At 43.3% G+C, this 14,008-nt stretch carries 9 protein-coding genes; 4 read left to right on the forward strand and 5 right to left on the reverse strand.

Features of this window, described 5'->3' with window-relative positions:
* The first annotated feature begins 113 nt into the window (after positions 1-113).
* From aceE to lpdA, 3 genes are all read left to right on the forward strand, one after another.
* The gene (aceE, locus tag OE749_RS09475; RefSeq protein ID WP_263712205.1) at positions 114-2,786 is read left to right on the forward strand and encodes a pyruvate dehydrogenase (acetyl-transferring), homodimeric type; all 2,673 of its coding nucleotides are present in this window, start codon (positions 114-116) and stop codon (positions 2,784-2,786) included.
* A 20-nt stretch (positions 2,787-2,806) separates the two neighbouring features.
* On the forward strand, positions 2,807-4,798 hold the full coding sequence (gene aceF, locus OE749_RS09480; protein WP_263712206.1) for a dihydrolipoyllysine-residue acetyltransferase: 1,992 nt from the start codon (positions 2,807-2,809) through the stop codon (positions 4,796-4,798).
* Positions 4,799-4,946: 148 nt separating this feature from the next.
* Positions 4,947-6,368, forward strand: coding sequence for a dihydrolipoyl dehydrogenase (gene lpdA / locus OE749_RS09485; protein WP_263712207.1), 1,422 nt, complete (start codon positions 4,947-4,949; stop codon positions 6,366-6,368).
* Between the two features lie 260 nt (positions 6,369-6,628).
* On the opposite strand, the gene OE749_RS09490 is transcribed toward lpdA, so the two are convergent.
* Both OE749_RS09490 and OE749_RS09495 read right to left on the reverse strand, forming a co-directional pair.
* Positions 6,629-7,198 (reverse strand): hypothetical protein, encoded by a 570-nt coding sequence (locus tag OE749_RS09490; protein ID WP_263712208.1) that lies wholly within the window; start codon positions 7,196-7,198, stop codon positions 6,629-6,631.
* A gap of 343 nt (positions 7,199-7,541) precedes the next feature.
* A complete protein-coding gene (locus tag OE749_RS09495) occupies positions 7,542-7,853 on the reverse strand; it encodes a hypothetical protein (protein ID WP_263712209.1) in 312 nt (103 codons plus the stop codon).
* A gap of 173 nt (positions 7,854-8,026) precedes the next feature.
* Here OE749_RS09495 and OE749_RS09500 point away from each other — a divergent pair, with 173 nt between their 5' ends.
* Positions 8,027-10,093 carry a M13 family metallopeptidase gene (locus tag OE749_RS09500; protein ID WP_263712210.1) on the forward strand — a complete coding sequence of 689 codons (2,067 nt, stop codon included), beginning with the start codon at positions 8,027-8,029 and terminating at the stop codon, positions 10,091-10,093.
* 86 nt (positions 10,094-10,179) lie between these two features.
* Here the strand turns inward: OE749_RS09500 and OE749_RS09505 are convergent, their stop codons facing one another.
* The 3 genes from OE749_RS09505 to OE749_RS09515 all read right to left on the reverse strand — a co-directional run bounded on the left by OE749_RS09505 (position 10,180) and on the right by OE749_RS09515 (position 13,901).
* On the reverse strand, positions 10,180-11,274 hold the full coding sequence (locus OE749_RS09505; protein WP_263712211.1) for a hypothetical protein: 1,095 nt from the start codon (positions 11,272-11,274) through the stop codon (positions 10,180-10,182).
* A gap of 220 nt (positions 11,275-11,494) precedes the next feature.
* The gene (locus OE749_RS09510; protein ID WP_263712212.1) at positions 11,495-12,589 is read right to left on the reverse strand and encodes a hypothetical protein; all 1,095 of its coding nucleotides are present in this window, start codon (positions 12,587-12,589) and stop codon (positions 11,495-11,497) included.
* Between the two features lie 418 nt (positions 12,590-13,007).
* Positions 13,008-13,901: a hypothetical protein gene (locus OE749_RS09515; RefSeq protein ID WP_263712213.1), complete on the reverse strand. Its 894-nt coding sequence runs from the start codon at positions 13,899-13,901 to the stop codon at positions 13,008-13,010.
* Positions 13,902-14,008 lie beyond the last annotated feature (107 nt).

Here is a 14,008-nt window from a genome sequence, read left to right on the forward strand (position 1 = left end):
TAGTCCTGCATAAAGAATAACAACAGCGCTAAGCGAGAAAATTGCATTTTTGCACTATCTTTAACGACTTAGCGATTCGTTCAAAATAAGTAAATTAACGAAAGGAAAGCACCATGACAGATATGATGCATCCGGATGTGGATCCACAAGAAACGCAAGAATGGTTAGACGCACTCGAAGCCGTATTGGAAGAGGAAGGCGTTGATCGTGCTCATTTTCTATTGGAAAGTTTAATCGAAAAAGCACGCCGTAGTGGAGCGCATCTTCCGTATGATGCGACAACTGCGTATATCAACACGATACCGGCAGGGCAAGAACCCACGATGCCCGGTGATCAAACCATTGAGGCGACAATTCGAAATGCGATCCGCTGGAATGCATTAATGATGGTGCTTCGTGCCTCTAAAAAGAATCTGGAATTGGGCGGGCATATTTCAAGCTTTGCATCTTCTGCCATGCTTTATGATGTGGGCTTCAACCACTTCTTCCGCGCACCGAATGAAAAAGACGGCGGCGATTTCTTGTTTATTCAAGGCCATGTGTCTCCGGGGATTTACTCACGTGCATTTATTGAGGGTCGCCTAACAGAAGATCAGCTAGACGCGTTTCGTCAAGAAGTCGACGGAAAAGGCTTGTCTTCTTATCCTCACCCGAAGTTGATGCCTGACTTCTGGCAATTTCCGACCGTATCTATGGGCTTGGGTCCGATGCAGGCTATTTACCTTGCACGCTTCCTAAAGTACTTGACCGATCGCGGCATTAAAGATTGCTCAGAACAGCGCGTGTGGTGTTTTATGGGTGACGGTGAGGTAGATGAGCCGGAAAGCTTGGGTGCTATTGGCCTTGCGTCACGTGAAGGCTTAGACAACTTAACGTTTGTAATTAACTGCAATTTACAGCGCTTAGATGGTCCTGTGCGTGGTAACGGCAAAATTATTCAAGAATTGGAAGGTACGTTCCGTGGCGCTGGTTGGGAAGTGTTTAAAGTTATTTGGGGACGTTATTGGGATCCTCTTTTGGCACGTGACACATCCGGTAAGCTACTTGATGTAATGAACGAAACCGTAGACGGCGAGTACCAAAATTACAAAGCAAAGGGGGGCGCGTATACCCGTGATAATTTCTTTGGAAAATACCCTGAGCTGAAAGAAATGGTTGCGAATATGTCAGATGATGATATCTGGCGACTAAACCGTGGCGGCCATGATCCGGTTAAGGTTTACGCAGCTTACAAACGAGCTAGCGAAACGAAAGGGCGTCCTCAGGTGATTCTGGCTAAAACCGTTAAAGGTTACGGCATGGGATCTGCTGGTGAAGGTAAAAATATCGCGCACCAAGTGAAGAAAATGGATATGGAAGCGGTGAAGCAATACCGTGACCGTTTTAATATTCCTGTCTCTGACGAGAGTCTAACCGATCTGCCGTACTTCAAATTTGACGAAGACAGTGCAGAAATGAAGTACCTTAAAGCACGCCGTGATGCGCTACATGGTTATATGCCGGTTCGTTTAGCGAAAAGCACGGAAGAGCTAGCTGCACCGCCATTGAAAGCGTTTGAAGCAGTGACGAAAGGGTCTGGTGATCGTGAAATTTCAACAACGATGGCCTTTGTTCGTGTGCTGACAGCGATGTTGAAAGACAAGCAAATCGGTTCTCGAATTGTTCCGATTATCCCCGATGAGGCCCGTACTTTTGGTATGGAAGGATTGTTCCGCCAAGTAGGGATTTACTCCAGTCAGGGGCAAAAATACGTGCCACAAGATGCCGATCAAGTTGCTTACTATCGTGAAGACAAAAAAGGTCAGGTATTGCAAGAAGGCATCAATGAATTAGGTGCTATGGCATCGTGGTTGGCTGCGGGTACATCATACTCCACCAACGATTTGCCAATGATCCCGGTTTACATTTATTACTCGATGTTTGGCTTCCAGCGTGTGGGCGACATGGCATGGGCTGCGGGCGACAGTCAGGCGCGAGGGTTCCTTGTAGGGGGAACGGCCGGACGTACCACGCTTAATGGTGAAGGTTTGCAACATCAGGATGGACACAGCCACACGCAAGCAGGCTTAATTCCAAACTGTATTTCCTACGATCCGACATACGGATACGAAGTGGCGGTTATTGTTCAAGATGGCATGCGTCGCATGGGAGAAGAGCAAGAAAACGTGTTCTACTACCTAACCGTGATGAACGAAAACTATGTTCAACCTGAAATGCCTAAAGGGGCAGAAGAAGGCATCATTAAAGGGATCTATAAACTAGATACGGTGGGTGAAGCCAAGAGCAAGCTGAAAGCAAAATTATTGGGTTCGGGCACGATCTTATTGCAGGTACGCGAAGCCGCAGCAATATTGCAAGATAAATACAACGTGGCATCTGAAGTTTACAGCGTAACCTCGTTTAACGAATTGGCTCGCGACGGGTTAGACGTTGAACGTCATAACATGTTGAACCCAGACGCGAAAGAAAAGCAAGCGTTTGTGACTGAAGTACTCAATGACGGGTTTGATGGCCCAACGATAGCGGCAACTGATTACATTAAAGCCTATGCCGATCAGGTTCGTGCATTTGTGCCTGGCGCATATAAAGTATTGGGCACCGATGGTTTTGGTCGCTCAGACTCACGCGCGAATTTGCGCCATCACTTTGAAGTAGATGCCAAATTTATTGTCATTGCGACGCTTCACGAGTTGGTGAAATCAGGTGAGTTGGATAAAAAGGTGTTGCTAGACGCTATCAACGACTTTGGTATCGATAGTAACAAGCTTAACCCGCTTTACGCTTAAGATTGAAGGAGACGAATAACATGTCAGATATTCAAGACGTTAAAGTACCTGATGTCGGCGGCGAAGACGTTGAAGTCATCGAAATATGTGTATCTGTTGGTGATGAAGTAGAAGCAGAAGCTGCGCTTATCACCGTTGAATCTGATAAGGCGAGCATGGATATTCCTGCGCCATTTGCAGGTACAGTGAAAGATATTCTTGTGAATGTTGGTGACAAAGTCAGTCAAGATAGCCTGATTATGAAAATAGCATCAGGTTCTAACGCGAGCGAAAACACCGATGAGAGCCAAAGCGAAAGCGAAGCCACAAGTGCGCAAGCAAACGACACTGCAAGCGAAGAAAATGCGTCAGCGTCTTCTGCTGGTGGTGCATCCGTGATTGAAGTCACAGTGCCGGATATTGGCGATGAAGAAAATGTTGATGTGATTGAGGTTTTGGTGGCTGTGGGCGACAGTGTGGAAGCCGAAACGGGGTTAATTACACTGGAAACTGACAAAGCCACGATGGATGTGCCGTCACCACAAGCGGGTACGGTGAAGTCTATTAGCGTATCTGTTGGCGATAAAGTGTCTCAAGGAGCGTTGGTGCTTGAATTGGAAGTGGGGGAAAGCAAAGCTGCTCCTGCTTCTGCTTCTGCTTCTGCTTCTGCTTCTGCTCCTGCTCCTGCTCCGAGCGAGGGCAATGCACCGTCTGAAACTGCATCAACGGACGTGATTGACGTCTCTGTACCAGACATTGGTGATGACGGCGAAGTGGATGTCATTGATGTGCTGGTGGCAGAAGGCGATGAAATTGAAGCGGAAACGGGCCTAATTACCCTTGAAACCGATAAAGCGACCATGGACGTGCCATCGCCCAAAGCCGGTGTGGTGAAGTCTCTGAAGGTCAAAACGGGCGATAAAGTGTCGCAGGGGACGTTAGTGCTCACTCTAGAGGTGAAAGGCCAAGCAACCGCCCCATCGCCTGCTCCCGCGCCAGCATCGTCATCGGCACCAAGCCCGGCTCCCGCTCCAGTGACCTCAACGGCTGATCGTAAGCCGCCTGTGCCTCATCATCCGTCAGCGGGTGAAAAAAGTGCATCGGGTAAAGTGCATGCATCACCAGCAGTACGTAGGTTAGCGAGAGAGTTTGGCGTTGACCTTAGCAAGGTGAAAGGTACAGGGCCGAAGAGCCGTATTCTAAAAGAAGACGTGCAATCTTATGTGAAGTATGAATTATCGCGCCCAAAAATGAACGCGGGTTCATCAGTCGGCCAAGGCTCTGGTGGGCTTCAAGTTCTACCACCGCCAAAAGTGGACTTCAGCAAATTTGGCGAAGTAGAAGAAGTTGCGTTAACCCGTATTCAGAAAATTTCGGGGCCGAATTTACACCGCAACTGGGTAACAATTCCTCATGTTACGCAGTTTGAAGAAGCCGACATCACTGAGATGGAAGCATTCCGTAAACAGCAAAATGCAGTCGCAGAGAAGAAAAAGCTCGGCGTGAAAATCACACCGTTAGTTTTCATGATGAAAGCGGTGGCAGATGCGCTGAAAGCCTATCCGGTGTTTAATTCTTCATTGTCAGAGTCTGGTGAAAGCTTGATTCAGAAAAAGTACTATCACATTGGTATTGCTGTCGACACACCAGGAGGCTTGGTGGTACCAGTTGTTCGCGATGTGGATCAAAAAGGTATTTACGAACTTTCTGAAGAGTTGATGGATATTTCTAAAAAAGCACGAGATGGAAAACTTAAAGCCGCCGACATGCAAGGAAGCTGTTTTACTATCTCTAGTTTGGGAGGCATTGGCGGTACGGCATTTACGCCTATTGTAAATGCGCCAGATGTCGCCATATTGGGTGTATCTAAGAGTGAAATGAAGCCGAAATGGAATGGTGCGGAATTTGAACCTCGCCTAATGCTTCCATTGTCATTATCGTACGATCACCGTGTGATTGACGGTGCTGTTGCTGCACGATTCGCGGTTCATCTAAGCACTGTGCTAGGCGATATTCGACAACTCTTGCTGTAATGCTCTCTGTGCGCGGGTAGAAATTGCCCGCGCTTATGGGGTAACGTATTAAATCTGGAAGGTTTTTAACGGCTTTCCTTTGCTTACTGGTGAACAGCTAGGTAGAATTTCGCCGGTCTGGAAGAACAAAATAAAGATTGAGGTCATAATGAGCGATATTAAAACGCAGTTGGTGGTACTTGGCGCAGGACCGGGTGGATATTCTGCCGCTTTCCGTGCCGCTGATTTAGGCATTGAAACAGTGATTGTTGATGCACGCGAAACCCTAGGTGGTGTGTGTCTTAATGTTGGCTGTATCCCATCAAAAGCGTTGCTACACGTAGCGAAAGTCATTGACGATGCAAAAGAAATGGCAAGTCATGGCGTTGTGTTTGGCGAGCCAAAAATTGATTTAGATAAGGTACGTAGCTGGAAGGACAGTGTTGTTTCTCAGCTAACTAAAGGCCTTGGCGGCATGTCAAAAATGCGTAAAGTTAAGCATGTTCAGGGTTATGGTAAATTTACCGGCGCGAACACCCTAGAAGTTGAAGGTAAAGGCGGTAAAACTACCATTACGTTCGACAATGCAATTATCGCAGCAGGTTCTGAGCCTGTTACTTTGCCTTTTATCCCTCATGACGACGAGCGCGTAATTGACTCTACTGGCGCGCTTGAAATGAAAGATATCCCAGAAAAAATGCTTGTTTTGGGCGGCGGTATCATCGGTCTTGAGATGGGTACTGTATACCGTTCTTTGGGTTCGCAAATTGACGTAGTGGAATTCCTAGATCAATTGATTCCTGCGGCTGATAAAGACGTCATCAAGATTTATCAGAAGTACGTGAAAGATAAGTTCAACGTGATGCTGGAAACTAAAGTAACCGCCGTTGAAGCGAAAGATGACGGTTTGTACGTTACATTTGAAGGCAAAAACGCACCTGCAGAGCCAGTGAAGTACGATAAAGTCTTGGTGGCAGTGGGACGTCGTCCTAATGGCAGTCTGCTTGATGCAGACAAAGCCGGCGTAAAAGTTGATGAGCGTGGTTTCATTAACGTAGATAAGCAAATGCGCACGAATGTATCAAACATCTTTGCAATTGGTGATCTTGTAGGTCAACCGATGCTTGCACACAAAGCCGTGCATGAAGGCCACGTAGCAGCAGAAGTCATTGCAGGTAAAAAGCACTACTTTGATCCTAAGTGTATTCCTTCTGTTGCATACACAGATCCTGAAGTTGCATGGGTTGGTTTGACAGAGAAAGAAGCAAAAGAGCAAGGCGTAAATTATGAATCTGCGACTTTCCCTTGGGCTGCATCAGGTCGTGCTATCGCATCAGGTCGTACTGAAGGTATGACAAAGATGATTTTCGATAAAGACACTAACCGTGTCATTGGTGGTGCAATTATCGGTATCAATGCAGGTGAAATGCTGGGTGAAATCGGCCTGGCAATTGAAATGGGTGCTGATGCAGAAGACGTTGCATTAACAATTCATGCTCACCCAACATTGAATGAATCTATTGGTCTGGCATCAGAAATCTTCGAAGGAAGCATTACTGATTTGCCTAATCCAAAAGCGAAGAAAAAATAAGCACTGTTAATACGGTGATTACGAAAGGGCTCAATTGAGCCCTTTCTTGTATGTAATACATTCTGAGTTTTTACAGCAGAATGTTGTGATGAATCAGTATGTTGTAGTGGCTCATATCTAATCTGAGACGTTTGAACAAGAGTTTACACCTAACCTGACATGCAACAAAAGATAAGAAGCGGATATTTAAACTTTTATTTCGCTACTTCAGGTTTGTGCCATTAGCTGTCGTTTGAACCATAGTCTCTTGTATGGCTTTTTTAACAATTGAGTGGATGCAAAAATAAACCACTCTTTTTAGAGAAAACTGATAGTGGTATTTGCTCTTGTTTGCCATTAATAATTAAATTAAATGCTGAAACCTCTATAGATTCGATGTTATCCTCGCTGACAATGAATGATTCATAGAAAGTGTCATAGTCTAGATTATCTTTCTTTGTCATGATTGTGTCTACTGGGTAAGCTTCAGATGTAATGTCATTGCCTGTGCGTATTAGTCTGTCGAAACTTTTAACTTCAATACTTGTTTGAGATGAACTAGTCGTCACGAAAAGTGGTTGCTGAGGCCAGATCACTTCAGATTTTGAATGAAGCTTAAATGAAATACCTAGTCTAGTTATGCTCTGATTCTCCCAAACGTCCATTTTCACTTCAACGTCGTTGAAGGAGAATATCAATTGATTATCAACTCCAACATGACCACGACACCATTCTTTTTCAACTTTACCGCCGATAGCTTTTGGAAAGAAATACTCCTCATGTAAAACCACACATGAGGAGAGAGTAAAAGCCATTAACACAATCGTAATTAGTTTGATGATTTTCTCCAAAAAGCTAATGCCCTAATAATGGGCAACAAAATTGTTGGCTATAATATTTAGGAACGTAAACAACCACCTGTTTTTATCCTAATTTATTAGCTTGTAAGCAAGCATTTTACCTAAGCCATTAAGATAGCACCTACACACACAGCGAGAACAGTGATAAGTGAAGGTAATAACCACCGCTTTTCTTTTTCACTTTCAATAGCGCGAGAGGGTAATTTCCCACCATGCCCCAATTGGCACTTTCGCCACAAAATTGATTAACGAAAAGCTAATTTTCGGTATTTGCAGTATTAAAGTGTTTTAGTAAGTAATTGAGCTATCACTGACCAACAACATTCATTGGTTATCATCCTATTTGAATTGAATCGTTATTTCGACTAATTTCAAAGATCTTTTGAATAGCTACGTTGGATCTGGCTCTGGGCAATCCTATATCTGAATTGATCAATATTTTTATTTGAGCATTTTCAGACGCTTTCAATGAAACAAGCACTTCATCATATGCACCAAATTTCTTGGGATAATCATATGGTTTTTGCTCATCTAAAAAGTACATTTGAATATTTTTATCTTTCCTTTGAACGCTAGAGAGCACACCTGTGATTTGTATTAGAGAAGCTCTATCTGGAAGTTTGTCATTAATAGGGAAGTGGACCAATCCAAGTATCTAGCTCGTTGATTTACCCCGAATAGACTTACTTTTTTACAATTTAGCTAGCCATTTTTACTAAAGGTTGTGACTTTTCGTGTTCGATTCGATTAGACTGCTTCAGTTGTATATTTTGTTCAAAGAAGTCGGATAGAGCTTCTATTATAGAAATTGGGAATAAGATGAAAAAACTAACGTTACTCGCAGCAAGTGTCTCTTTGGCGCTTGGATTAACTGCATGCTCACCTCAACCGTCAGACCAATCAAAAACAGATGTGTCACAGCAACAAACTAAATCGTTGGAGTCTGGTGTTGATCTTAGTGCGGTGAAAGACAGCGTACGTGCTCAAGATGATTTTTTCCAGCATGTGAATGGTGCATGGTTAGATAAAACCGAGATTCCAGCGGATAAATCGAGTTATGGTATGTTCCATACTTTATATGATGACACGCAAGAAAATTTAAAAGCCCTGATTCAGGAAGCGGCAAATGCGGGTGAAAATGCCGAAGCAAACGCGCAAAAGCTTGGTGCGATGTATAACAGCTACATGAATGAAGTATTGGCGAATGAGCTTGGCATTAAGCCAATTCAATCAGAATTGGATACCATCCGCTCAGTTGACTCTTACAAAGGCGTAGCTCAACAAATGGGGATGCTTAACCGTATTGGTGTAGACGCGCCTTTTGGCTTCTTTGTTTATCCTGATGCGCAAGACCCAACTAAATATGGCCTCTGGCTTTACCAAAGCGGCCTGACGTTACCAGACCGAGATTATTATTTTAAGGAAGAAGACAAATACGTTCAGTTCCGTGAAGAAACGGTTAAGTACATGGCCGATATGCTTAAAATGGCAGGCCATGAGTCACCTGAACAAGCTGCCAATGCAGTATTTGATCTTGAAAAACGCATTGCTGAAAAGCATTTGTCTCGTGTAGAAAGTCGTGATGCTGAAAAGAATTACAACAAGCGTAGTGCCACAGAGGTCAACGCTTTATTAGGTGATTTTGATTTTGCTACCTATGCGAAAGCGGTAAGCGTCGATCACGCTGACAATCTTATTGTTCGCCAATTACCTTACTTTGAATCTTTCTCTGAATTATTCAACAGCGCTGATGTGCAAACGTGGAAAGACTATATGACCTTTAAAACGGTCGATACTTATGCGTCTCAATTGAGCAGCGAATTTGTTGATCGCTCGTTTGCATTTCACAGTACAACATTGAATGGCATTCCGGAGCAGCGCCCACGTTGGAAGCGTGCTGTGGCAGCCACAAGCGGCACATTGGGTGAAGTGTTAGGGCAGCAGTATGTAGCGAAGCACTTTACGCCAGAAGCAAAAGCAAAGATGGATCAGCTGGTTCAGAATCTGATAAAAGCTTACGGAGAAAGCATTAAAGATCTAGAGTGGATGACAGCCGAAACGAAAGAAGCTGCATTGGAAAAGCTATCAAAATTCACTCCTAAAATTGGTTATCCAGACAAATGGCGCGACTACTCAGAGCTTGAACTAAATGAAGATGATTTAGTGGGCAATTACAAGCGCGCTCGTGAGTTCGAGCATGTGTATGAAACCAGCCGTATTGGTGAAGACGTTGATCCAGCTGATTGGGGCATGTCGCCTCAAACGGTTAACGCATACTATAGCCCGACGCGCAATGAAATCGTTTTCCCAGCGGGTATCTTGCAACCTCCATTCTTTAATATGTCAGCAGATGATGCGGTTAACTATGGCGCAATTGGCGCGGTAATTGGACATGAAATTGGTCATGGATTTGACGACCAAGGCTCTAAGTACGATGGTGATGGAAATCTGCGTAGCTGGTGGAGTGAGGAAGATCGAAACGCCTTCGATGCACGTGGGAAGAAACTTGTTGAGCAGTTTAATCAGTTTGAGCCAATTGAAGGCCTTAAGGTAAATGGTGAGCTAACGCTAGGCGAAAACATCGGCGATCTTGCTGGTGCAACTATTGGCTATCGCGCTTATAAGATGTCACTAAATGGTGAGCCTGCTCCAGTGATAGAGGGACTGACAGGCGATCAGAGATTCTTTATGGGATACGCGCAAATTTGGCGTGGTAAGTACCGTGAAGACGCATTACGTTCTCGTTTATTAAGCGATCCGCACTCTCCAGGCGAGTACCGCGTTAACGGTATCGTCGGTAACGTTGATGCGTTCTATGAAGCATTTGACGTGAAAGAAGGCGATGGTATGTACATCAAACCAGAAGATCGTGTGAAGATCTGGTAATTGTGCGAACTTGAGTTTATATAGTGAAAAACGGCGCGAATGCGCCGTTTTTATTTTCAGTCCTAATCCTCTATTTATCTCGGTTTTTATAAGGTCAAGGCTTTTGTGAATAATGTCAGGCGCTCAACGCAAGGTGTCTTTTGTAAATAGGTGTCACTCCATAAACTGACTACTCTGCTGTTTTGCCGGAGTGTTTTAGCGTTACGTGCGTATAGTTGCCCTAAACTTTCGTTAAAATTCGCATAGGCGATGCGAGGGTAGTTCTCGTAGTCGATAGGGGGGAGTTTTTTTGTCAGTCTTGATGCATCAATATTACTTTTGATGTTGTTGACTACCGCAGAAACTTGATTCAAGTCTTCGTCGGTTAATAAATGCTCAGGGTTCATATTGCCTAACCCAAAGTCATCTTCCCTGACTAAATTTAAGTAGGTATTCAACGCCATTGTATCAAGGCGTTGTAGTCCATATTCTACCAAAGCAAGTGCGGTAATAAGGTGACGCTTGGTTTCTTGGTTTACCTCTTGATTTTTCTCATATTCGAATCTGGCCCGCATTAGAGCGTCTAATACAAGCGTTTGTAACCCAAAGCTAGTATCTCCTAGTACCAGTAGTACACTTGCCGCATCACTCTTTACTTCAATCTCAGCATCCTTACGCTGGATTAACGTAGTTAACGCCAATTTGTCATTTTGGTTTGCTAACCTTTTAAGCTCGTCAAGGCTGGCTTCTTCATACGGCCTAACATGTTCATGATTGAGGCCAGGTTTATCGAATATTCGAACCTCCTCCCCCAGATCTAAATCGATAAAAGCCACGCCTCTCTCAAGCAGCCATTCGCCTCTTTCTTGCTGAGCACGATAAAAATCTTGTTCTGATAAATCTTCAGCGGCAACACACCATTCGTCGTCATAATGCATTTTTTTATGGGACGTGGGGCCAGCCTGTACATTCACATCACTATTGTGAGACATGAATAATGACGTGTCGTGCTTAGCTGTATCTGCAGTGTTAGGCGTGGCGCGTACCGCTTCACCTTTATTTTCAAGCAATGACGTGCTGTTAGGGCTTGTTCCCTCATGGGGTGTGGTATCAGTGGCTTCAATACTATCAAAATATGATACGAAGCAATAGATGCCGACCAGCACCACAGTTGAAATGATTAACGAGCGTTTTATTTCCATATTATTTTTTCCTTCGCAGCGTTAAGGGGAGACTAGCCGCCACCCCTTACCCAATAAACTACCTTTATTTTTAACGGTATCTTAGTAATGTTAATTACGAAATGAACTGGAGTAACTTTATTACTGTGTATCGTTACCAAGAAAGAGTAAGGCGATCCCAGTCGTTGGTGGCGCTCAATATTGGTCTAATAAGGTATGAATTAAGTGTTTATGTACCTATTCAACCTCTTTTTATGCCTTTATAGATCAATGTTATTCGCTCAATGCAAGGTGTCTTTTTTAAGTAGGTGTCACTCCATAAACTGACTACTCTGCTGTTTTGCCTGAGTGTTTTAGCGTTAAGTCCGTATATTAGCGCTAACCTTTCGTTAAAATTTGCATAGGCAATGCGAGGGTAGTCTTCATTCTCAATGGGGGATAGTTTTATTTGCGCTCTATATTTATTAATGAAATTTCTAATGTTTGAGCTGGCATTTGCTACCTTGGCCAATTCTTCGTCATTCAAAACGTATTCAGGAGCCAGATCACCCAAGTAACCCGTATCCTCATCTACGTAGCGAAGGTAGGTCTCTAATGCGTGAGTATCTAGTCTTTGTAAACCATACTCAACATAACCAAGCGCCCCAATCAAATGACGTTTTACAGTTTCTGTTATCCGACCTTGATCTTGAAACTCAACGTCTGCTTTGTTGAGTGCATTTTGTGTAAGATATTGGAGGCCAAAGCTTGTATCTCCCAATATGAGCAATTGCTCTGCTGCGGCTACCCGCTCGGAAATACTAAAATCCTTACGCTGGATTAACGTAGTTAACGCCAATTTGTCATTTCGGTTTGCTAACCTTTTAAGCTCGTCAAGGCTGGCTTCTTCATACGGCCTAACATGTTCATGATTGAGGCCAGGTTTATCGAATATACGAACCTCTTCCCCCAGATCTAAATCGATAAAAGCCACGCCTCTCTCAAGCAGCCATTCGCCTCTTTCTTGCTGAGCACGATAAAAATCTTGTTCTGATAAATCTTCAGCGGCAACACACCATTCGTCGTCATAATGCATTTTTTTATGGGACGTGGGGCTGGCCTTTACATTCACATCATTATTGTGAGACATGAATAATGATGTGTCGTGCTTAGCTGTATCTGCAGTGTTAGGCGTGGCGTATACCGCTTCACCTTTACTTTCAAGCAATGACGTGCTGTTAGGGCTTGTTCCCTCATGGGGTGTGATATCAGTGGTTTCAGTATTGTCGTATGATATTAAGTAATAGATGCCGACCAGCACCAAAGTTGAAATGATTAACGAGCGTTTTATTTCCATATTATTTTTTCCTTCGCAGCGTTAAGGGGAGACTAGCCGTCACCCCTTACCCAATAAACTACCTTTATTTTTATCAGCGCTATTGTAACGCTAATAAACAGCAAATTGATGATTGTTTAGTCCATGAGCATTAAGTTTTACCCTGAAAACAGCTCTGAAGTGCCACTTCAATCTTGAGCATAATGTTAAAGCTTCCAGAAAAATTGAACCTGAGGCGGCTAGATGGTGAAAGTTTACTACGCTTGTAATGTTTTGATTAGATTAACTAGCTGTGAAAAATAAGGTGTCTAATTCAAATCTGCCGATAGTTAGAATTCACAGAAAATGAGAAATTAAGATAATGAATGCAAACTGTTTAGCAATAGGCATTAAACTTAAGATTCAACGAAATAACTTATCAAAACACACTAATATCGTATTAAATATCAATAATACCTTGGCCAACCAATTGATTATAAACAGGGATGTTTTCTTGTTGTATCTCATTCAATAAAGCCGAATGCTGATGTGTAAATTTAGCTCCGTTATTTACCAGCGTAGATATGTAGTACATGCAGTCACTATCAGTTTTACACAATGTTAACGCATAGAAAAGCGAGTCTTGGGAAGTCTGTTCAATTTGAACATTAACGCCATGCGATATGAGATAGTCAAACACACCTCTAGAAGCTTGTGTTTTCAATGCATGGGTTACGCCATTATTGAATTCTATATCTATAGCATGAATGTCTAAGCCTAATGGTATCAGCGCCTTCAACAATGCCACATTATCTGTAATCGCTAATACGGCAACCGACTGAGCAACAAATGTTGCGCCTTTATCCAGTAATTGTTTAATCGTTTTGATAGGAGCATCGTGAATAAGCGCTTGCTGCAGGGCTAAATCTAACAATTGTTGATCCATCAAACTCACAGCATCTGCAGCCTCCATAAACGCGTTCCAATCCTTGTTACTGGCATTTTTGGTTAGCTGTATTAAGGAAGGCATCATCTTTTGTACATCTTCTTTTTCTTTGTTAGATAAAGAGTCAAGGTTTAAAGGATGGCGAGGTGTAGAATTGCTTGAATGAACACCTGACTCCAGCTCTTGGTATTCATGTGTAGGTTTAATCGCTATGTTTGTATTTTTTTCTACTACAGGCAAGTACAAATCATTTGAAATACTTTTTTGTCTTTCATCCACCTGTTCCGCTTTCGAGACTAGCTTACTCTGTGTTGTAACATCTTTCGTAGAGGGTTCAAAAAAGCCCGCTAAATATGCCGCAAACATACCTAGAGCAACCATGACTACCATTAAAATAAAACTTTTCATTGAAACATCCTTTTCAACATATCCACATACAATGCCAACGCCTGCGGCAAGAGCAAAATTGAAAGTTTCCAATTGCATTTTGGCGTGAAATAAATAAACCAGCCTTC

The sequence above is a fragment of the Fluctibacter corallii genome (genome assembly GCF_025751585.1).
In the GTDB taxonomy this organism is placed as follows: domain Bacteria; phylum Pseudomonadota; class Gammaproteobacteria; order Enterobacterales; family Alteromonadaceae; genus Fluctibacter_A; species Fluctibacter_A corallii.